Here is a 21,898-nt window from a genome sequence, read left to right as displayed (position 1 = left end):
GAGCCGACATTCAAACGCCCGACTGCAAGCAGCGTTTGCTGCGGTACCAGTTGACAGGCGGGACTTGCAGTGTTGCCGCTTTCGATCTGGTATGCGCGCGGCCGTATGCGGGACACGCCGCGTGGTTTAGTGATGGGTTTTGCGAACATCAGCGATGCGAACGAAGCGGGCCGTCACGCGGCTTGACGCCGAGGGCCGACCCATATCGGCACCGTTCGGCGATCTGGCGACACAGCAATCGTCGTGAGCGGCACGCTTCCACTGCCGATTCCATTTCCTGAACCGGAAATGGACTTGTCGACGTTCACGAGCATGGAGACCGCCACCGTTCCGTGCGCAATCAACATGCTGTTGCCAGCCGGATGAACAGCGATTTCTCTGATCGGCGTTCCTCCCGTGCTCATGCTTGTCCATCATCAACGGCGTAATCGCCGTCCAATCAGTTGTTCCACTCCGAGTGTTATTGTCCACGGGCTCTCAACAGAGCCCACAGTCCCTTCAACTTAGTCAATCCAGCGATATTGAACGGTCAGTGAGATTGCCTTGTAATCGCCACCGGCACGCGTGATCCAGCCTTTGGAGGCACTGATTTTCCCCGACCAGTTTGCAGCGAAGGGCACCGATAGCGTCAATCCGTACCGAGTATTGGTGCGACGATCATCGTTGTGCACGCCATCCACTGTCGTATTGCCGCCGCTATACAAGCCCGCATCAGCAGCGAGCCAAAGACCTGGACGGAATTGGTATCCACCATGCAATTGTGCGACCGCTAGCGGACTTTGCTGGCGTCGCCTGCTCCCCAGAAATTCATTGTTATCGGTAAAGAACCAGATACCAAACGACCCTTCGGCGAACCAGTTGCCAAACGGTGCCGACACCCCAACTTCTGGCTTGAATGCCCAACGGTTCGCACCGATGTTGATGAGCCTGTCCGCGTGATACTGCCCACTCGGCGTGACCACTGTCAGGCTCGTTCCCAGGATAGGAGCCTGCGGATGCCTCGCAAACTCGGAGGACGTCCTGGCGGGACCACCCAAAAGGTTGACCGCGAGACGGAGATACGCGTCGCCGAGGCCGGCACGATAGACGCTGTTCGGCGCGTCGAATACATTTCCTGCGACGTTTGCGCGGGAGTAGGGTAGTACGACGCCAACGGAAGCCGTCCTGCCAAGCAGGTCGAACACCTGCAGATAACCCAGTGCGAAGACGTCGATCTTCGACTTGACGTCGGTAATGGGCAGGGAGGGGTCGGTCAGTACATCGCCGCCCAGACGTGCATACGTTGCAAGCAGGAAATGCGTGCCAACCGGTGCCGCCGAATAGGCGCGCGGTTCGAGTTCCTGACCCATGCAGCCGTCGGCAAACGCGCCAAAGCAAGGCAACAGACATCGCCCCCAAATGGCACATGCGGTAGACCGGTCCCACCTTGGCATCAGTGTCTCCTCTCCGTCATGAAGGCCCTGGCGGCGATGACGATGCTTGCCGCAAGACGCTTCACGTCCCAATTAAAGGGTGCAGGGAGCGTCTCGTCGAGATCGTTGATATCGAATGATGTTGCGCTGCGGCGTGGCGAAGCCGCCGAAATTCATGAGGTGCGCATCGCCACAGGCCTGCACACGGGCATCACTCGTGGGCGAGCTCGCAGTTCGGCTGCCATGATCGCCGCCGCGCCCCGGTAGAAGGCAAAGGGCGACGCCAACATACGGCCGAAGCGGATAGGGACCAGTTCCATCATCCGGCCGGCGTTCGATTGCTCCAGGAGCGTCACTGGGTCGCGATGCTCCGGGGCTGGCGTCCGGCCGGATTGCGAAGAGGGCGGCACAGTGTCACGCAGGGCCCGGCCTTTGGCGGCGCGCTCGTCCGCGGTCAGGTAAGCGGACGCGGGGGCTTTTGTGCCGTTGCGCAGGGTCCTGTCTGCCTTGGCCATGGGGCATCCTTTCGTTCTATTACAGTTGTGTCCGCATCGGAATGGCGACATTGCCAGCCTCAGCCTGAAACTCATCGACCGCATCGGCAACCGTCAGCCGGCGGTCGAGACTTCCTGCCTCTTCTTCGAGCCCCTCGGCGCGCAGCATGTCGCGCGCCCCGGCGTGTGCGCCCACGAGACGAAACGCGATGCCTTTCGTCACCAGTTCGTGGCAGAGCGTCGATAGCATCCGCGCTGCTGCCAAGTCGACGACGGGGCTCAGGGAGAGATCGCAGATCACCAGCCGCACCAGCCCGGCGCCAGTTCGCACGCGAAACCGGATGGCTGCGCGCACGTGCTCGACGTTGAAATAGAGCAGCGAGGCCTCCGGGCGGAGGACCAGTACGCCCGCAGCCGGCCGGTTGTCCGAGTGGCGCTCCAGGTCGGAGAAGATCCGCGTGCCAGGGATGCGGCCGAGCACAGCCACGTGCGGGTGCGCTGCGCGTCGAACCAGTAGCAACATCGACACCAGCACCGCCACGACAACCCCTTTCAGGATGCCCAGCAGCAGGACGGCAGCGAATGCCACCATCGCCACCCAAAACTCGAAGCGGCTCACGCGCCAGAGGTGGCGCAACTCTGCAATGTTGATTAGCCCCTTGACAGCCACCAGCACGATGGCAGCGAGCACCACATTCGGTAGGTTGGCAAGCAGGCCGGTCAGGAACATCAGGCACAGACCTATCGTCACGGAGGCGAATACCAGTGCGAGCGGCGTACGGGCACCGGCCTTGTCGTTGACTGACGACTGCGACAGGCCCCCCGCGACCGGATAGGCTTGAAACAGCCCTGCCGCCAGGTTCGCTGCACCGAGCCCGAGCAATTCCTGACGCGGATCGATCTCCTCGCCGTGCGCCTGCGCGAGCGCACGCGCTGCTGACACGCTTTCCACATAGGAAAGCAGCAGGCACGCAAACGCCAACGGGATCACCCCATCCACATCGCTCGGCTGTAGTCCCGGGCGTTGGAACGACGGCAGCCCTTGCGGCAGCGCGCCAACGACCTTGAAGCCCAGCGCACTCAACGGCGTCACCGACAGAATGACGATGGAGAGCACCACAACGACCAGTGCCACCGGCCGCCCCGGCAGATATTTCTCGCCCAACAGCAGAATGGCCAGTGCGGCTAGTCCGAAGGCGAGTACGGCCAGGTTGGCGTCGGGAATCTGTCCGGCGAGGACGGCGATCCGGTCAAAAAATGATTCCCCGCCACCCTTGACTCCGAACAGCTTGGGAAGCTGGGTTAATGCGATGATTAGCGCTGCGCCAGCTTTAAAACCGAGCAGAATCGTCTCGCTGATGAAATTCACGAGCGAGCTCAGCCGGAAGAGCCATGCCACAACGCACATGATGGCGATCAGCAGCGCCGTCAGGGCCGCGATGGAGGCCCAGCGCCCCGGATCGCCCCCCGCCATACCCGCAACCGTGACGCCCACCAGCATCGAGATCGCCGACGTCGGCCCTATGGCGAGTTGGCGCGAGGTGCCGAAGAGCGCATAGGCAATACCGCCGACCAGATAGCAATAGATGCCGTACTGCGGGGGCAGGCCGGCTAGCGACGCATAGGCAAGGGAAACCGGAATGCCATAGGCTGCCAGCGTCACTCCCGCGAGGATGTCGCGCCGCAGCCACTGCGGCTCGTAGGCGGGCAGCCAGCGACTAGGAGGGAGCACCTCATGCCATTTGCGGACGACAATCGTCTCGTCTTGGATGCCGACAGCGGGTCCCGGCTTATCGGGCTTAGAAGCGTTTCTGCCCACGGCACCTCTCCCCTCAGAGATCTCCTTACAGTTCGCGACCTGTCGGATGCTGGCGCTCACTCAAAACCGTCGCGGTTGTGCTTCTCTATGAAGTAAAGGCGATTGGTCCATCGATTGTTATAAAAGTATTGCCCTAGGGAGGGTCGGATTGATCGCGCGATATCGGCCGTCGACCCGGTTGCCGTACGTCTACGGCCGGGGAACTGCTGAGTCGCGAATATTAATTCGTAATGAAAATCAATTCCAGATCGCAAGAGCTGGTGCAAAAAAAAGCGATTACCCTAAACTCCACTTCAGAGGTCGACCCAGTGAAACAGGGGCTACGCAGACAGAAAATGAATCCGTTTCGAGGAGAGCAAGAGCATGAGCAAACTCTTCGTAGTGCCGTTGAATGCATTTGCCGCGAACAAGCTAAGCGCCGGCTCCTTTTTTTTCGGCCTATCCATCGCTTTCATGCTTGCGCTGCAAGGGTGTTCAACGACGCCCGGACGATTGCCAGCCGTTCCACACGAAGTAACCGGAATTGCTGAAATTCCTGGCATGCCCGGTGTACGTTACGTTGCGGGGGCGGATGCCCCGGAACTGACCAAAGCGGCTTTTGACGCTCTGAAGCGGGAAAGGGAATATCTCGGCGGACAGGGGGTGACTGGACAGATGCCGCAGGCAGTTTTCCTTGCGATTTCGGGTGGGGGCGACAATGGGGCATTTGCCGCAGGCTTGTTGAATGCATGGAATGAGACGGGAACACGGCCGGAGTTCAAGCTGGTCACCGGCATAAGCACCGGCGCGCTGATTGCGCCTTTCGCTTTTCTCGGAGCGAAGTACGACTCGACGCTGAAGCAGGTCTACACGACTATTTCCCCGAAGGACGTCCTGGAACAGCGAAGCTTTCTCGGAGGCGTGCTAAGCGATGCCATGGCCGATAACCGACCGCTGCTGACACTGACACGAAAATTCGTGACGGAGGACCTGCTCAAGGAGATTGCAGCCGAGTACGCCAAAGGCCGCATGTTATTGGTCGCCACGACGGACCTTGATGCACGCCGCGGAATAATTTGGGACATGGGCAAGATTGCGACCTACGGCGGTCCCAAAGCTTTGGACCTGTTTATAAAAGTGCTAGTCGCTTCCACTTCGATTCCAGGCGCCTTTCCGCCGATGATGATAAACGTGGAAGCCAATGGCGCCGCTTACCAGGAAATGCACGTCGATGGAGGCGTCGTAGCTCAGGTTTTCGTCTACCCGGCGACCTTGCGGGTACAAGAGGAGGCAGCTTCGATCGGCGTCCGTCGCGAGCGCAAGCTTTACATTATTCGCAACGCTCGACTCGACGCAGACTGGGCGGAGGTGGAACGTTCTACGATGAGCATAGCCTCTCGCGCGGTCGCATCGATGATCCAAAGCCAAGGCGTTGGCGATCTTTATCGCATCTATGCGACTGCCAGTCGCGATGGAGTCGACTTCAATCTTGCTTTCATCCCCGCAAGCTTTAACGCGCCCCACAAGGAAGAGTTCGATACTGACTACATGCGTGCTCTCTATGACGCCGCCTATCAAATGACTTTGAAGGGATACCCTTGGGCTAAGGCGCCACCAGGATTTGCCTTGCCGCGTGCCCTACCAGCCGAGAAATAGCGCAGCGGCGGCATTGATTCGCGTGAACACTTTCATACTTGCATCGGGCACCTTAGAACGTAAATGAGTGAGCCGAAGCCGACGTTCGAACGTCGCGGCCGGCAACGGTCCGATGGTCCAGGTGGCAAAGGAACCCTTCGGGGGCGGTACTCATTGAGATACTTTGGGCATGAGATTCGTCTGGAGCATTGCCTGGCGCTCCCGCTCCGCTCGCATCATTTCCCTGAGCATGGGGCGACGTGGTGGCGTGACGATCGCCGGGTCTGGTTGAGGGTTAAGGTTCACGCCGACCGCAGCCGCCATCAGGAGCAGATTCAACGTCGAGACGCTTTGGCCGCTCTCGATTGCAATGACGGTTGCCCGAGACACGCCCACTTTCTAGGCGATGTCGGATTGCTTGCTACCTTGTCGCTCGCGCGCGGAGCGCAAGGCTTCCCCAATTTTGCGGCGCATTGCGTCCGCTTGATCATGTAGCTCTCGTCGATGGTCCATTTGCCCCCCTCAACCGGGTTGGATTCAGCAAATCTAATGTCAACAATAATTGACATTACAATCCATGTCATTTTTTTTGACTTCTGAAACTGAATTCGCAATTCGAGGCAGGGGCGGTCTGGTGTTGACACCGGCAGACGTCGGGCATCCTTGCCGTAAGCCTCCGGCCCAGTACCGTCTGGACGTTGGGGCATCGACAAGCACAATAGGTCCCCACCTATCATTTGGTGGGGACCTATGCCGCAGTCAGCTAAGGATCAGGAAGGCGGTTACCGTCGAGAACCAAGGCGCCGCTTCGGCCGAGTACAAATGCCAGATGGTGCAGACGCTGCTGTCGTCGAAGATGTCGTAAGCGCGCTTTGCACGCGAGCACGACCTGAACCACAACCAACTGGCCAGATGGCGCCGCGAGTACGAGCAAGGCACGTATGGCGCGGTAGCGCAGGTGGGCGCCGAGTTTGTTCCCGTGTGTGTCGAGCCAGTGGTCCGTCGCCCATCACCGGTTGTCTCTTCTGCTGGAGCGACGGCGACTGTCGAACTCCATCTACCGAAGGGCCGGATCGTGACTGCGCGCAGTGCGAGCGCCAGTTGTCTGCGCAGGTCCTGCACCGATGGGGAGTCGAATAGCGACTGTGCTGCAGTCAGATCTTGGCTGGCCAGCGAAAACGCGGAGCCGGTAGGGGAGTCAAGAGGCATGGCGTGAAATCGTCAGAGGGTCATTGGATCTTGGGGCGGATCAAGGTTTCGGGGCGCAATGTCTCATCCAGAGCTTCAGCGCTCAGCAGCCCGCGTGCCAGCACCACTTCGCGCACCGTCTTGCCAGTTGCATGCGCGTCTGCCGCAACAGACGTAGCGTTCTTGTACCCAATGCTCGGGTTGAGCGCCGTCGCCAGCGCGATAGACCTTTCGATCGTTTCGCGCAGCCTTTCCGGGTTCGCCGTGATGCCGTCCACGCATGTGCACGCCAGAGTCTGACGGCCTTGCGTGAGGTGGTTGAAGCTGCGGAACAGGCTGGACGCGATGACTGGCTCAAACGCATTGAGCTGAAGCTGCCCGGCCTCCGCGGCGAACGTAATCGTATCGTTTCCGAACACCTCGAACGCGATCTGGTTGACCACCTCCGGGATGACGGGATTGACCTTGCCCGGCATGATGGATGACCCGGCCTGCATGGGAGGCAGGTTGATTTCGCCCAGGCCGGCACGAGGACCACTCGAAAGCAGCCGAAGGTCGTTGCACGTCTTCGACAATTTGACGGCGATGCGCTTCAATACGCCCGAGATCTGCACGAATGCGCCGCAATCCTGCGTGGCTTCGATAAGGTTCGGCGCTGTGGTCCACTCCAGGCCGGTGAACGGCGCAGCGCCGCGAGAGCCTTGCCCGCGTATGCAGGGTGTGCAGTGATGCCGGTTCCGATAGCGGTGGCGCCGAGGTTGATTTCCCGAATCAGCAGGGCGGCTTCCCGCAAGCGGGCCATGTCTTCCTCGATCATTACCGCGTAGGTCGAAAACTCCTGGCCAAACGTCATTGGCACGGCGTCCCGCAACTGGGTCCGGCCGAGCTTGAGGATGTCGGAAAATTCGGTGGCCTTGCGTTCGAATGCTGTACGAAGGACCTCCATGGCGTCCAGCAGGTAGTCGATGGCGTAGCAGGTGGCAATGCGGATGGCCGTCGGATACACATCGTTCGTGCTTTGCGCCAGATTGACGTGTTCGTTCGGATGCAGATAATGGTATTCGCCGCGCTGCCGGCCGAGATGCTCGAGCGCCCGGTTGCAGATCACCTCGTTCGCATTCATGTTGGTCGAGGTGCCGGCGCCGCCCTGGATGGTATCGATGATGAACTGGTCATGCAGCTCGCCGGCGCGCACATCCTGGCAAGCGGCTACGATGGCGGCGCACAGATCCTGTGGCAATAGGCCGAGTTCGGTATTGGCCTCTGCCGCGGCCTCCTTGACCGCTGCTAGCGCACTGATTAGGGTTGGCCACGCCGATATCGCTAAGCCACTAATCTGGAAGTTCTACCAGTCCCTCAGCGTATGGATACCATAGTAGGCGTCTGCGGGTTACTTGCCTCTCGCCGAGCAAGTCAACTTCAGTGCGGGTTTCCATGATTTCTGCTCCAAGAAGCTGAAACGCGTGCCGCGCAACGCAGGCGCCGAACACCCCGCAAGATGCAGCGGGGCGCTTCTGTTACTGATCAGTTTTGCGCAGCGACGATAACGATCTCGATCCGCCATGCGGGATTGTTGAGCGTGGCCTGCACCGTTGCGCGGCTGGGGCACTGGCCCTTTGCGACCCATTCGTCCCACACGCTATTCATGCCTGCCAAGTCGCTAATGTCCTTCAGGAAGATCTGGCAAGACAGGATACGCTCCTTGCTCGAACCGCTCTCAGCCAGGAGCTTGTCGATGGAGGCGAGTACCTCGGCGGTTTGTGCCTCGATGCCTTGCTCGGTGGTCTGGCGCGGCACTTGGCCAGCCAGATAGACAGTGCCGTTGTAGATGGATGCGTCCGACAGTCGAACACCGGTATTGAGGCGTTGAATATTGCTCACGTGGATCCTTTGTCAAAAAGGTTGGGTTGGAAGGGGTAAAAGTTGGGTCACACAAAAAGGGCGCCGTTGCGTTGCTTGACAATGTCGAGCACGGCCTGCCGGCTGCGTCGGATGCCGGCGAGCGTCCGGCTTGCGGCCTCCTGGGCGTCGCCGGATACCAGCACGTCGATCATGCCTTCGTGCCCGTGTCGCCACTGGGCGGAGCGATCGCTGGCACTGATGCTCAGGTACAGCACCCGCAGGCTTTGTTCGTGAAGCTGTTCCAGCATGAGCGCCAAGCGGCTATTGCCGGACGCCCGTCCAATGGCGACATGGAACGCAGCGTTTGCCAACAGGAACGTGCGCTTGGCTTCCATGTCGTCGAGGTCATATTCCCTCGTGCAGGCGTTGTTAAGCTGCACCAGCATATCTTTCGATACGCGACCTGCGCAGAGGCGCGCAGTTTCGGGCTCGATGAGTTCTCGTGCGTCAAAGATCTCGACGACGTCGTGGAGTCGAAGCGGGGCGACAACGTGCCCCTTGCGCGGTGCGCTGACGAGCCAGCCCGCCTCCGTCAGACGCGTCAACGCGCTACGGATCGGCGCCTTCGTCACGCCGTAGGAATCGGCGAGGGCTTTCTCGGTGACTTCCACGCCAGGCAACAGGTCGCACGTGATCACGCGCCGCTTGATGTCGTCGAAGATAAGGCGCTGAAGGGGCCGGCTGTCGCCAGCTTCCGACAACGCGACAGGGTCTATGGCATTCATTGACTTGTCCTTACGCGAAACGCGAGATGGAAAACTCGCGCCAGGTATCGGCCATGGAAGCACTCTGCGCGGCGAGCGCAACGGCACGCCCGGTGAATGACGCCCCCGTCAGGCCGATATGTCCATGTCCAAATGCACAAATGATACGGTCGTTGCCAGGCACCGGCCCGATCACGGGCAGGGAGTCAGGCGTACAAGGGCGGTGTCCCATCCATTCCTTGCGGCTGTCGGTTTGCGCGGCGGGATATACCTCTTTCAGTGTCTGCAAGAGCTGGTCGAAGCGGCGCGCGGTGGGTGCGGCTTCAAGGCCACCGATTTCAGCGGTCCCCGCAACCCTGAGGCCACCGGCGATGGGCGTCACCAGCGTCTTTCGTTCGGCCCACATGACGTTGCGGTTTGCATGGACACCGGTATCGCTCAATTGAAGGTGATAGCCCCTATGGCTTTCCAGCGGGACACGCCATCCAAGGCCTTGCATTAACGTCTTCGAATGGATGCCCGCTGCGATGACAACCTGTTTGGCAATGCGGTCGCCGCCGGCGGTCTTGATCACGACGTGGTCTCGTGACGGCAGAATGGCGGTGACATCCTGCTGAACGAGTTGTGCGTCGCCCTTTTCGACGCAGGCGCGCACGATCCGTTCCACGAACTGCTGTGGATTCGAGCAGTGCCCGTGGCCGGGGAAGTAAATCGCGTGCTTGAAGATGTCCGACAGAGCCGGTTCATAGTCTTTCAGCTCGGCGGCGTTCAGTACCGTCTGTTCGACACCAAGGTCCGCCCGCGCGCGCAATCCCGCCTGTTCGTCGGCAAAGCCCTGGTCGGTGCTGTACAGGTAGAGCTGCCCAACGCGATGGACGAGGTCTTCAGCGCCGGCAAACTTGATAATCGGGGCGTAGTCCTCAAGGGAGTTGCGCATCATCTTGCGAACGCCCTCTGCGGCAACGCTTGAGCGGGCAGGCGTCGCTTCATACAGAAACTTCAGTAGCCAGGGCAGGGCGGCGGGCAAGCGGCGCCACAGCACGGTGACCGGGCTCGCAGGATTCACGAGCCATTCTGGGAGATGCTTGTAGATCCCCGGCATCGCCAGCGGGAAGCTGATGCCCGGGCTCAGGCCTCCTGCATTCCCGAAGGAGCAGCCAAAACCCGGTGCCTGGCGGTCGATGATGGTGACTTTCCGGCCTTGCTGCACGAGATTGAATGCTGCAGTCGCGCCGATGATGCCGGCGCCGATGACGACCACGTCGTCGATGGGTTGATGGTTCGTCATGCTGCGGCACCTGCAAGTTTTGCCGATCGACGGCGGAGAAGGTAGGAGATGGCGATCATCAGAAGTACCGCAAGGAACAGGAGCACCGAAACGGCCGCGAGGGTGGGGCTGACTTTCAGTAGTGCGTCGTCCCACATCTGCTTGGGCAGAGTCGTGAACATGCCACCGCTGACAAAGAGCGCGAGTGTCAGGTCATCGAAGGATGTGACGAAGGCGAAGATGAACGCCGACAGGATGCCCGGGGCGATGATTGGCAACGTAATCAGGCGCAGGCGCGTGAGGATATTGGCGCCGGAAATGCTTGCCGCGTTGTCCAGCCGGCGATCGTAGGAGCGCAGCGCCGCCGAGACCGTGATGACGACATAGGGCACGGCGAGCGCGGTATGGCCGATGATCAGCGCCAGCGATGAACCCAGCCAGCCGAGCCGAGAAAGCACATAGAAGAGGCCCAGGGCCACAATGATTCGCGGCAGGATCATCGGTGCCAGGATGGCACCCAGCACCAGCGAGCGGAACGGCAGCTTCTGATGGGCGAAAGCAAATGCTGCCGGGATGCCAATAGCACTGGCGAGGATGGCGGTGCCCACTGCGACGCCCAGCGAACGCTGGATGGCCGTCATCCAGAGCGGCGACGCGAAGATTTCCTCGTACCAGTGCAGGGTGAATCCTTGCGGCGGCCAATCGATGAACGCGCTGGTCGTGAAGGACTCCGGAATCAGCAGGAGCACAGGCAGGCTGAGGGCGACGATAATTGCTACGGCAATCGGCCTGGCGAGGCCTTTCGCGTTTTCGGTGGCAGGGCCGCCGGCGAACACCGTACCGACGACCTTGTCGATGCCTTTGCCGAGTGCCCAGCAGACGTTGAATGCCAGATTGCGGATAAAACCCGTGTTCGCCCTGTCTCCCTGCTTGATGGACGACGTGTCGCCAGTCATCGTGGACAGGCCAACCAGGCGGTCATAGATCCAGTAGATGATGAACGTGGCAATCAAGGTGACCACGGCGAGTGCCGCCGCGAGACCCCAATCAAGCATTTCCTGCACTTGCTGGATGATGAGTTGAGCCATCATCGTTTGCTTGGGCGAACCCAGCAGTGCCGGCGTGATAAAGAAGCCAAGTGCGGAAATGAAGGTCGAGAGCCATGCCGCAGTGACGCCCGGCGCGCTAAGCGGCAGGAATACCGTGAAGAACGTGACACCGGGTCGGGCTCCCAGCGTATGGGCCGCCGCAAAAAGGCGTCGGTCAATGGACTCGAAGACCGGCAGCATTGTGAGGATGGCCAGTGGCAGGAGTACGTGAACCAGGCCCACCACCACACTGAAGTTGGTGTAGAGCAGCTCCATCGGCTCGCTGATCATGCCCGTACTCATCAGCGAACTGTTCACGACACCGGTGCGACCGAGAATGACGATCCACGCAATCGTACGCACCAGAAAGCTGGTCCAGAACGGCAGCAATACCCCCAGCCACAGCCATTGGCGCCATCCGGGCGTCGCGCGCGCGATGGCCGCAGCCACGGGGAAGCCGGCAAGCACGGCAAGCGTGGCGGCCGCCGCTGACAGGTAGAGGCTCTGGATCAGAACCTGCGTGTAGACCGGTGTGCTCACCAGTCGCGTGAACGACGAGTAGGAAAAGCCGGCGCTGTTGAACAGCGACGCACCGAGCAGCATGACCACGGGCACGAACACCGTTGCCAGTAGAAATGCCAGAGTAGGGGCGACCAGCGCAGGGCCAGTCCATCGCCCTCGGAGCACCGACACGTTAGACATGGCCGTCTCCAAAGATGATCGCATCGTTGGCGTCAAACATGGCCGATGCGGTTCCGCCGGTCGCCGGCTTGACGGCCTGCGTCAGCGCGACGGAAACCATCCCGGCCTGGTCGTCGAGGGTCATGCGAGTGCGAGACAGCGAACCCATCACCGTGCACTCGTCCACCGTGCAGCCGAGCTGGTTTGTGGCTACCGACGGCGATCCGTTAACGCGAACCGACTCGGGGCGCACGAGCAGGACAGCCTTCGATCCCACCTTGGCCGATTCGGCTACACGACCATGCAGCGTCACGCCCGAGGCGAGTCGCAACGTGCCGATTCCCGAGCCGGCATCGATGCCCTGCAGCGTACCGCGCAGGCAGTTGGATTCGCCCAGGAACTGGCCGGCGAACAGGGTGCGCGGCGAGAAATACAGCTCCTCGGGTTGCCCGATCTGCTCGATGGCCGCATTGTTCATCAGGCAGATGCGGTCCGACATCGTCATCGCTTCTTCCTGGTCGTGCGTGACATAGACGACGGTAATCCCAAGCGCCTTCTGCAGTTGCCGGATTTCAGCCTGCATGTGCGTGCGCAGCGCCTTGTCCAGCGCGGCCAGCGGTTCGTCCATCAGTACAATCGAGGGCTTGTGGACAATGGCACGTGCCAGCGCCACGCGTTGCTGCTGCCCTCCGGATAGCTGGGTCGGGAAACGGTGCTGGATGCCGGGCAACTTGATCAACGCCAAGATGGCATCCACTTCGTGTTTGATCTGCTCGGCGCGCATGCCTCGCATCCGCAGCGGAAAGCCGATGTTCTCAGCCACCGTCATGTGGGGAAAAAGCGCGTAGCTCTGGAACATCATGCCGATGTCGCGCCGATGCGGCGGTGCCAGTGTGGCATCCTTGCGCTCGATCCAGATCTGGCCGCTGGTGGGTTGCGTCAGGCCGGCGATCATCATGAGCAACGTGGTTTTGCCGGAGCCTGATGGGCCGAGAAGCGTCACGAATTCGCCTTGTTGGACCACCAAATCCGTAGCGATCAGTGCGTAAGTGTCGCCATAGCGCTTGGAAAGGCCAGCGATGCGCAGCTTCTCGTTGCCGATGCCCGCCGAAGCGCGCTGGTCCGGCGTCGTGCTCGCTTTGTGCGTACCCGGCATGTCGAAGCGATTGCCGAGCGTAGTTTGATTCAGGGCTTCCATCTTGATGTCTCTTTCCGTGACGCTCAGGCCAGCAACCACGTGTTGAAGGTCTCGGTCAGCTTGTCCTTGTTCTTGCCCCAATACTTCGAGTCGATCTGGACAGCCTTGGCGATGTTGTCCGGATGGGTGGGCAACGACTTCGCGCGAACGGGATCAATGAATTTGTACGCGTCCGGGTTCGAAGGGCCATACGACAATCCCTTCGTGTAAAGGGCTTGGCGCTTGGCGTCACACGTGAACTTGATGAACTCGCGGCAGAGGTCCGCCTTCGGCGTGCCCTTCAGGATGCAGAAGCCCTCGGTGCTCCACAGGCCTTGGTTCCAGATGATCTTCACGGGCGCACCTTCGTCGATGGCTGCCTGGGCCCGGGCGTTCCACGTCGGGCACAAATCGACTTCGCCGCTTTTCAGCAGTTGCGAGGTCTGAGCACCGCCCGTCCACCACACGTTGACGTTCTTCTTGATGCGGTCGAGATTGGCAAACGCCACTTTCGCGTCGAGCGGGTAGAGCGAGCTGGCCGCACCCCCGCCGCCGAGGAAGGCTTCTTCCAGCGTGTCCTGCGGCGCGCGTCGCATTGCGCGGCGGCCAGGGAATTTTTGGACGTCCCAGAAGTCGGCCCAGGATGCCGGCATCGGACGGTCCTTGAATTTGTCGGTCCGCACCGCCAATACCGTTTGCAGCACGAGCGTGGCGATCATGTACTGGCTGTTGTACTTCTCTGGGATTTCGGGCGCCTTGACGCGAACCTCTTCCAGAAACACCCCCGTTGACGGATCGGTCAACACCTCCTGCGATTGGCGATTGAGCAGCACCATGTCCCAAGCGTAGTTCTTCGCATCGACCATACCCTTGACCATGGCGGTCGGATCGGATTGCGCCACCACGGGCACGATCTCAATGCCGGTCGCGGCTTTGAAAGGCTGATAGAACGCTTCAGCAAACGCAGCGGAGTAGGGGCCGCCCGGGTCCCGTACGACAATGCGCCGATCCGCTGCGAGCGAGCCCTTGTTGATGAACGGGAACGCGAGGGCGGTGGTGCCAAGCGCGAGATTGCGAAGGGCGCGGCGACGCGACGAATTGACGACCGGGGGGATTTCGACAGGGGCGACCATAACGACTCCGTGACTCAAGTGTTTTTCACAAATACGTTCTCTGACATGTCACAGTCATCGTAGACATGTCAGGTTACGGAGTCAAAGATCTTCTTATGGGTGTTTACCCGCTTTATGCAGCGACATGGACGAGCGGGTGCAGGATGCACTGCTCGCGCACCGAGGCATCGTTTCGAAAATGTGGAGAGGGGCGGGCTGGAGGATGAGGAGAGGAGTCGACCGCGATTCCAGCCACTGAGGATCTAGAAAAAGAAGGCGTCGGTCTCGCCCGCAGTGGGCAGGATTTCAGCGGTGCCATGAGGCGAATTTTGATATGCCATCAGAGCGGAATGAGCCAAGCGCGCCATCTCCCGCGTGGCCGGTGAAAGCAACTGGCCTCGGCGCTTGATCAGCGCAATGGTGTCGAATAGGGGCTCCTCGAACGACGCGAAACGTAAGTTCTCTGGAAACGCTTCGCTCGCCATGGCAGCGCGGCATGCGATCGTGTCCCCGATGCCCTCGGAGACGAGCGCCAGTGCAGAGGACAAGTACTCCACTTCGATCAGGGGGAGGATGCGGACGCCGGCAATGCGCGCGCGGCCGGCGAGTTGGCGCCTGGCCGGGTCCGTGTCCGCATAGTGCGCGTCATACAACACCAACGGTGTTTCGGCGAAGGCGCGGATCGTCATCGGCGCCGCGCATCGCTCCGCGACGGCGCTGACAAAGCAAACCTCGTCGCGCACCAGCGGTACGACGTCCAGGTCAGCATCGTCCACGGGAAGGGTAACTAGCCCGGCTTCGAGGTTCCCGGAAGCGACACTAGATGCCGTCTCGGCGCTGTTTTGGCCCAACAGCCGCATGCGAACGTTGGGATAAAGCCTGTGGAACTGCTGGGCCAGATTGGTGCCAAGGTAAAAATCCGCATTGCGCAGCAGCCCGAACGTCGCCGTCCCGCCGCCCAGCGCCATCATCGCCTTGACGACGCGCGCCCCTTGCTCCGCCGACACCGTGGATTGTTCGGCAAACGGCAGCAGTTGCTCGCCGGCAAACGTCAGCACCAGTTGTTTGTTTGCGCGATGAAATAGCTTTGTGCTGAGTTCTGCCTCCAGGCGCCCGATGAGATCCGACACGCCAGGCTGGCTGATGCCCATTTCGATAGCGGCCGCGCTAAACGTCCCGAGCCGTGCAGCCCGGACAAATGCCTCAAGCTGCACAAGTGTCACAAGTAAACCTTATAGGTGGTACAAGGGTCTGTGCATTGTCGCATGCGGTGAAGCTGCGCGGCAGGAAAGCCATCAGCAACAAAAAACGGCGTGCAAGCCCTACCGCTTGCAACGCCGAAGACTACGGAGACAGGACTGCGATGGGTCAGGACACGTCAGGCCACCTGTTCGATTGCCCATTCCGGCTTCTCGCCCTTGGCCCGTGCCGCGCGCACGTCCCCCGAGCGGGCGTGCCCCTCGAAGTTCTCGGCACGCGACGCGCGGGCACAGAGCTCGCCCATGGCGCCGCTGGCGGCCAAAGATGTGATTTCCTGATAGGTGACCGTCTTCAGGAATTTGCCGACCCACAGTCCACCCGTGTAGCGCGCGGCATTGCGCGTCGGCAGCACATGGTTAGTCCCGATGACCTTGTCGCCGAACGAGACGCAGGTGTTTTCGCCCATGAACAGCGCGCCATAGGTCGTGAGATGTTCGAGTGCGTGACGCGGATTGTTCGTGAGCACCTGCACGTGTTCGCTGCCGTATCGGTCCGAGACTGCGTAAGCTTCTTCAATCGTGTCCGTCACGATGATTTCACCGAAATCGCGCCATGCCGCTTCTGCCACTTCCCGCGTCACAAGGTTGGAAAGCTGGCTGTCGATTTCCTTCAGCACGGCCTCGCCGAGCGTACGCGACGTGGTAACCAGCACAGCCGGGGAGTCCGGACCATGCTCTGCCTGGCTGATGATGTCCGTGGCTACCACGAAAGGATTGGCCGATTCGTCGGCAATGATCAGCACTTCGGTGGGCCCGGCAAACAGGTCGATGCCCACCTCGCCGAAGAGTTGACGCTTTGCTTCGGCCACATATGCGTTGCCAGGGCCCGCCAGCATGTCCACGCGGGGCATGGTTTCCGTGCCGATCGCCATGGCGCCCACCGCCTGCACGCCGCCCAGCAAATAAATTTCATCGGCGCCGGCAAAATGCGCTGCTGCAACGGAAGCGTAAGGAATCTCACCCCGATTCGGCGGCGTGCAGGCGATCACGCGCTTGACGCCTGCCACCTTGGCCGTCGTAATAATCATGTGCGCCGATGCCAGAAGCGGATAACGGCCACCGGGTATATAAGCGCCAACCGAATTGATGGGGATGTTCTTCTGGCCGAGGATGACGCCTGGTTGCACCTCGGATTCGAAGTCTGTGATAGAGGAGCGTTGCAGTTGCGCAAAGCGCTGTACGTTGGCCTGGGCGGTTCGGATATCGGCGAGCGTCTGGGCTGGCAGGTGCGCGATGGCTGCCTCAATCTGCTCGCGGGAGAGCTTGAAGGATTCGGGCGACCATTTGTCGAACCTGTTCGACAGGTCGCGCACGGCAGCGTCGCCCCGGGCGCGAATGTCGCGCAGCGCGTCTTCGACTACCTGCCGGACTTGCGGCGAAGAGGCTTCTGCGGCATTGGTCTGGACGGCCGGTGACTTGAGGCGGTATTCCATGGGGTATCTCCTTGGGGCTCGTCCGGAAGAAGGTGTAATGACGAGCGGCACGAGGGAGAGTAAAGTCACGCCATCTATCAGACAATGACCTAAGTATTATGTTTTGCATAGTGTTTGCTTATGGATGCCGGCATGAATGAAAAGGACCTCAGCGATGTGCGCGCATTTGCCGAGCAGCTTGCGGATGTCGCCAGGGCGACCGCCCGGCAATATTTCCGAACCGCTTTGTCGGTGTCAGTCAAGTCGGATCGCTCTCCGGTCACCGAGGCGGACAACGAGATCGAACGCCAAGTCCGCGACGCGATCAGCGAGCGCTACCCAGACCACGCGTTCTTTGGTGAGGAAAGCGGCGGCACGATGCTCAATGGTCCAACGTGGGTCGTGGATCCGATCGATGGAACCAAGAGCTTTATATGCGGTGTTCCGCTTTTTGGCTCGCTGATTGCGTTCCTGGTGGCTGGGCGCCCTGTGATTGGCGTTTTGGAAATGCCCGCATTGCGAGAGCGTTGGGTAGGTGCTGCTGGGCGTACCCTATGTAACGACGCGCGTGCTAGCGTTAGCGGCTGCAAGTCTTTGGCAGAAGCGAGGCTGTTTTCGACATCACCTGACATGTTCGTCGGCGAATTCGCCGATGCGTTTGCGCGAATCAGCGAACAAGTGGGGCTTAGGCGCTTTGGGACAGATTGTTATGCCTATGGCCTGCTAGCCTCGGGCCATTGCGATTTGGTCGTCGAGTCCGGCTTGAAAGCCTACGATGTCATGGCGCTTGTTCCCATCATTGAGAACGCTGGTGGCGTTGTGTCCGACTGGCGTGGCCAGCCCATTGACACGGCATTCTCTGGCCAGATTGTTGCGGCCGCGACTCGCCAATTGCACGACGAAGCGCTGGCGGTTCTACGAGCTACCTGAACAGCGTCGTCAGAGCTTTCTTAGCGGATGCGACGTAGTAGCTGAGTAAAATGGGCGCAGCGCGATGGCAGCTCATGGCTGCTCACCAGCCATACCCGAATCAATAGACAGTGGCTGAAACTGGCCGGCAAGGGTCCCATGGCCGAGGTGGCCGAGGGACCCTGCGGGGGCGGTAACCGAACTGTAGCCGCTTTTCGTATCTTGAACTTAGAGCTCTACCTGAGACCTTCAGTGTGCAATGCCTTACGCACCGCTGGCCACCCGCGCATACGGAAATACCAACGCCTGAGGTTCTCCAAACCGTCGAAATGGATATCGGCTTTGTAGACGGACTCCAGCCACTCGGCTTGGTCCCACTGGGTCAGCGAATACAAATACAGATAGGCGTCGGCGACAGTGCAGGACGTCAATAGTCCCTGTTGAACACCCAGACGGCCCGTTCCGGTATTAGCGCACCGAACGGGCTTTCTGACCTCTAGTGGCCGTTCTGGTCGAAGAGTTCCCACATAGTATCGGAAAGCAAAAAGCGACGCGGGGTGTTCCGCTCCGGTAGTTGGCCTGGGGGTAAGTGTCGACTTTTCCTCGGGACGGAGTGAGGCCCAGCAGCACGCGCTCGATGTCGACGCCACACTGAAGTGTTCTTCATCGATGGGGGGTGGGCTCGGGCTCGATCGTGACTTCTTGGTCGCCTGCCTTATTAGGGCGAAAAAAAAGCCCCTTGCGGGACCCTTCTGCGTTGCGAGGCAAGTGCGGTGTTACGCCACTAGGCGTGCGCTCACCAGTCGATTCAGGCTCACGTTCTGCTCTGCTGCCTCAATCGCCAACGCGCGATGCTGTTGCGGCGGAATCCGCACCAGAAATTTCCCACTGAAGTTTTTGATCGGCCAACGCCTCGGGGATCTTTTCGCCGGCCTTGCGCATATCCCGGACTACGTCTGCCACGTGCTGACGAACGCCTTCCAAGGCTTCGGCCTGGGAGTCCGCCAACCAGGAAAGGGAACGAAACTCCGCGCAAAGGCCCACATATTCCTTATCCTCGGCGGACCAGGTAACACGGTAGGTATAGTGATCGAACGGCACGGTATTACTTTGCTGCTTCTCTTCGGACTGCTTGTCGATGGCCTTTAAGACCTGACGGACCTAGTACGGCTTTGCTTTGCCGCTTTTGTCTTCTTGAATGTTGACCCGGGGATCACCGGGCCAAGGCATCTTGAACACCATGTGGCTTGTACCCTGTTGCCGGGGGGGCACGACGTCCTGCTCGACGCGCTCTGGGTGGTCGAGGACGATCCGTTCCCGCGCACTTGGGTCTTGGGCTTGAACAATGCCACCGTGCGGCATTTGAGCTGGATGGCCACTGCGGCGGTGCTCTTGTCAAAGAACAACGCGGCTATACCGTCATCGTCCGCAACCGGCTGAAAAGGCGAGAGCCGGCTGTCACTGGCCGTCAGGACGGCGTTACTGAGCAGGTTTTCCCCAATTGCACCTACTTGGGTGGAAGAGAGGGCCATGGGCGGGTGAGGCTCGGCTGATTGCCTGATTGTGCCTTGGAAGCCTCCCTGTGCATATCCCTGGCAGCGGTGAGCAGTAAAGTAGGTGCATCGTAGAAAACGACTACTTTGTTGCTCAGGCGGTTGCTCGTGATGCAGAGCGCAATAAGTTGCGTAACTTTACATTTATCCTACTTTGTTGCGCATATTCCTTGTCCTATTGTGAGCAGTAAAGTATGATCAATACGTATTATCCTACTTTAGCGCCATGAAAAGCCTGCCGGAAATCGCCTCATTCCTACGAGAGAGGCTCAAGAACAACAACGTTACGCAGCGCGAGCTCGGCGAGGACGCTGGCATCGCACGACGCACGCTCACTGGCGTCCTAAGCGGGGAGGCTGACTATAAAGTCACCACGCTGATGGCCGTTCTTGACCGATTGGGGTACGAGCTTGCCATCGTTCCCAAGGGCGCAGCCGCTGGCCTGGGTGGCGAGGGGTCGTTTGCGCCGACTCCACCGACAGTGAAAACGGTGGTGCAGGCCGCGCGCGAAAGGTTGAAGAGCCTTCCGCTGAGCGAATCGGCAGCCAAGTTGAAGGTGCTCAGTCTCAATCCGGCCTTTACGGAACGCCTCGTTAAGAAGGATAAGGAATGAACGTTCGAGCACTTGGGATTTTCATCGGTCGGGACCTGCGCGTTGGGGTGTTGTTTCAGTATGCGATGGGTGAGCAGGTCGTGAACCGTTTTGTTGCAGACGATGCCTTCAGCAACCTCAGTGACGCACCGACTCTGTCGCTGTCCATGAAAGCGGCGGACCCGGAGGCCCAAAAGGCGTTGTGGAGCGATGTTCGCTCCATCCCTTTCAACGGTGTCTACAGTCCAGCGAATGGCTGGCTGCTTCCTTCGTTCTTCCAGAACCTACTTCCTGAGGGCGTGTTCCGGGACCATGTCGCGGTGCTCCGCAAGTGCGACCCAAAAGACCATTTCGAGATGCTGGCGGCCTGCGGTCTGGACCTTCCTGGGAATGTGTTTGCGCTCCCGCTTGAGCTGACGCGCGACGAGCTGGCCCACTATGTCACGCAGGATGCTGACTCCCTTGAGATGTCCGTGACGGCGAACCCTATGGCTGAGGGCGTATCCCTGTCGGGTGTTCAACCAAAATTGGGGGTCATCTACGAGGGCGGCCATTACGTTGGTCGGACCAAGATGCAGGACACCCACATCATTGCCAAATTGCCGGTGGTGGACCAGCCACGCCTTCCCGAGGTGGAAGAGCTGTCCCTGCGACTTGCCGCCGCTGCGGGTGCGACAGTGACCGAAGCTCACCTGGAGCCACTGGAAAAGCTAGCGGTCGAGCACGGCTATGACCTGGGAGACGCGGACAGGAAGACCAACTTTCTAGCGGTGATTCGCTATGACCGTGCTCCGGGCCAGAAGCGTGTCCATACGGAGGATTTTGCGCAGGTCCTGGGCGCCGCTCCAGAGCAAAAGTACACGGGCGGGACGTACCTCGATGTCGCGTCCGTGATGATGGGCTTTGCCGCGTTGGGGGAGCCCGCAGTGCACGAGCTGCTCCGCCGTCTCATCGTCAACGAGATGCTCGGCAATCCTGATATGCACCTGAAGAACATCGGCCTCTGGTATCCGGACGGAGAAACACCAGAACTGCCGCCGGCGTACGATATCGTGGCCTATTCCGCGTACAACAAGCGCTCCGGGCATGCGCTCCACATCATGCCTCCGGAATTGCTGCCGCAGCCCAAGCGCGCTGAAGGCGGGCGGGCGGCCAAACCGAGGATCAGCCCTGCGATTGTCCGAAGGTTCTGTGCGGAGCTGGGTATCCCGGAAAAGCCCGCTTCGAAAGTTGTGCGTGAAACGGTGGAAGCTGCCGTCGCCAAGTGGCCGGACATGATTGAGGAATCTCTGCTCACTGAGCAGCAGAAAGAGCGTCTGCTTTCGTACTTCAAGAGCCATGAGCTGGTGGCCTCGCTCTTGAAACGCCAAAAGGCCGCAGCGTAGCTGTAGCCTTGCCACTCGCGCCTCGCTCCGTACCTGGCCAAGGCCCGACGCTCGGGCCAGGACGAGGCGGCGGGGTCGAACGCGTTTCCGTAATGGTTGTCGGGCTGTGACAAGCCGGCGGGGTCTTCAGCCACTCAAGAACGGTCACACCCGCCTGCAGCCGTCTCATAAATTTAACATAACACATATTATGCATTAGAATCGTGTTGGCCGTTTTTAGTAATGTCACCTTTGCGGTGATTAGAGATGTCACCTTTGTTGTCCCGTAGGCTCCGAGATTCACCGGCCGCTACGGGAGGCAGCGATGCACGGACAGGGATTGGTGACCAT

General features: G+C 60.2%; 15 protein-coding genes and 3 pseudogenes. 4 read left to right on the top strand and 14 right to left on the bottom strand.

Translation table 11 applies throughout. From position 1 onward, the window contains the following. Positions 1–173: 173 nt before the first annotated feature. The 4 genes and pseudogenes from MFF62_RS11210 to MFF62_RS11195 form a co-directional block, all read right to left on the bottom strand. Complete coding sequence (locus tag MFF62_RS11210; RefSeq protein WP_238263154.1) at positions 174–404, bottom strand: hypothetical protein; 231 nt, start codon at positions 402–404, stop codon at positions 174–176. A 99-nt stretch (positions 405–503) separates the two neighbouring features. After that, positions 504–1,349 carry a transporter gene (locus MFF62_RS11205; protein ID WP_238263152.1) on the bottom strand — a complete coding sequence of 282 codons (846 nt, stop codon included), beginning with the start codon at positions 1,347–1,349 and terminating at the stop codon, positions 504–506. Between the two features lie 83 nt (positions 1,350–1,432). Further along, positions 1,433–1,732: pseudogene (locus tag MFF62_RS30875) on the bottom strand (DUF2252 family protein). Positions 1,733–1,946: 214 nt separating this feature from the next. Next, the gene (locus MFF62_RS11195; RefSeq protein ID WP_238263553.1) at positions 1,947–3,677 is read right to left on the bottom strand and encodes a SulP family inorganic anion transporter; all 1,731 of its coding nucleotides are present in this window, start codon (positions 3,675–3,677) and stop codon (positions 1,947–1,949) included. A gap of 411 nt (positions 3,678–4,088) precedes the next feature. Here MFF62_RS11195 and MFF62_RS11190 point away from each other — a divergent pair, with 411 nt between their 5' ends. After that, positions 4,089–5,360: a patatin-like phospholipase family protein gene (locus tag MFF62_RS11190; protein WP_238263150.1), complete on the top strand. Its 1,272-nt coding sequence runs from the start codon at positions 4,089–4,091 to the stop codon at positions 5,358–5,360. Between the two features lie 1,208 nt (positions 5,361–6,568). Here MFF62_RS11190 and MFF62_RS11185 read toward each other — a convergent pair. The 9 genes and pseudogenes from MFF62_RS11185 to hisD form a co-directional block, all read right to left on the bottom strand. Continuing rightward, positions 6,569–7,963, bottom strand: a pseudogene (locus tag MFF62_RS11185) (aspartate ammonia-lyase). A gap of 88 nt (positions 7,964–8,051) precedes the next feature. Then, entirely contained in the window at positions 8,052–8,408 is a 357-nt protein-coding gene (locus MFF62_RS11180) for a RidA family protein (RefSeq protein WP_238263148.1), read from the bottom strand. A gap of 47 nt (positions 8,409–8,455) precedes the next feature. Then, a complete protein-coding gene (locus MFF62_RS11175) occupies positions 8,456–9,154 on the bottom strand; it encodes a GntR family transcriptional regulator (protein ID WP_238263146.1) in 699 nt (232 codons plus the stop codon). Positions 9,155–9,164: 10 nt separating this feature from the next. Further along, positions 9,165–10,421, bottom strand: coding sequence for an NAD(P)/FAD-dependent oxidoreductase (locus tag MFF62_RS11170; RefSeq protein WP_238263144.1), 1,257 nt, complete (start codon positions 10,419–10,421; stop codon positions 9,165–9,167). Next, a complete protein-coding gene (locus MFF62_RS11165; protein ID WP_238263142.1) occupies positions 10,418–12,190 on the bottom strand; it encodes an ABC transporter permease subunit in 1,773 nt (590 codons plus the stop codon). Before MFF62_RS11165 ends, MFF62_RS11170 begins: the two co-directional genes overlap by 4 nt. After that, positions 12,183–13,367, bottom strand: coding sequence for an ABC transporter ATP-binding protein (locus MFF62_RS11160; protein ID WP_238263140.1), 1,185 nt, complete (start codon positions 13,365–13,367; stop codon positions 12,183–12,185). Before MFF62_RS11160 ends, MFF62_RS11165 begins: the two co-directional genes overlap by 8 nt. A 23-nt stretch (positions 13,368–13,390) precedes the next feature. Next, on the bottom strand, positions 13,391–14,479 hold the full coding sequence (locus MFF62_RS11155) for an ABC transporter substrate-binding protein (RefSeq protein WP_238263139.1): 1,089 nt from the start codon (positions 14,477–14,479) through the stop codon (positions 13,391–13,393). A 242-nt stretch (positions 14,480–14,721) separates the two neighbouring features. After that, positions 14,722–15,672 (bottom strand): LysR family transcriptional regulator, encoded by a 951-nt coding sequence (locus MFF62_RS11150; RefSeq protein WP_283205340.1) that lies wholly within the window; start codon positions 15,670–15,672, stop codon positions 14,722–14,724. Positions 15,673–15,836: 164 nt separating this feature from the next. Further along, positions 15,837–17,150 carry a histidinol dehydrogenase gene (gene hisD, locus MFF62_RS11145; RefSeq protein ID WP_238263135.1) on the bottom strand — a complete coding sequence of 438 codons (1,314 nt, stop codon included), beginning with the start codon at positions 17,148–17,150 and terminating at the stop codon, positions 15,837–15,839. Positions 17,151–17,282: 132 nt separating this feature from the next. Here hisD and hisN point away from each other — a divergent pair, with 132 nt between their 5' ends. Continuing rightward, entirely contained in the window at positions 17,283–18,059 is a 777-nt protein-coding gene (hisN, locus tag MFF62_RS11140; RefSeq protein WP_238263134.1) for a histidinol-phosphatase, read from the top strand. 755 nt (positions 18,060–18,814) lie between these two features. On the opposite strand, the pseudogene MFF62_RS11135 reads toward hisN, so the two are convergent. Next, positions 18,815–19,139 (bottom strand): annotated as a pseudogene (locus MFF62_RS11135) (type II toxin-antitoxin system HicB family antitoxin). Between the two features lie 678 nt (positions 19,140–19,817). Between MFF62_RS11135 and MFF62_RS11130 the strand changes: the two are divergent. Both MFF62_RS11130 and MFF62_RS11125 read left to right on the top strand, forming a co-directional pair. Beyond that, complete coding sequence (locus tag MFF62_RS11130; protein ID WP_238263132.1) at positions 19,818–20,204, top strand: helix-turn-helix domain-containing protein; 387 nt, start codon at positions 19,818–19,820, stop codon at positions 20,202–20,204. Next, on the top strand, positions 20,201–21,568 hold the full coding sequence (locus MFF62_RS11125; protein ID WP_238263130.1) for a type II toxin-antitoxin system HipA family toxin: 1,368 nt from the start codon (positions 20,201–20,203) through the stop codon (positions 21,566–21,568). Before MFF62_RS11130 ends, MFF62_RS11125 begins: the two co-directional genes overlap by 4 nt. Positions 21,569–21,898: the final 330 nt, after the last annotated feature.

It is taken from the genome of Cupriavidus pauculus, assembly GCF_022179805.1.
Classification (GTDB): Bacteria; Pseudomonadota; Gammaproteobacteria; order Burkholderiales; family Burkholderiaceae; genus Cupriavidus; species Cupriavidus pauculus_E.
The sequence above is the reverse complement of the archived record's forward strand: the minus strand, read 5'-3'. Positions and strand labels throughout refer to the sequence as shown.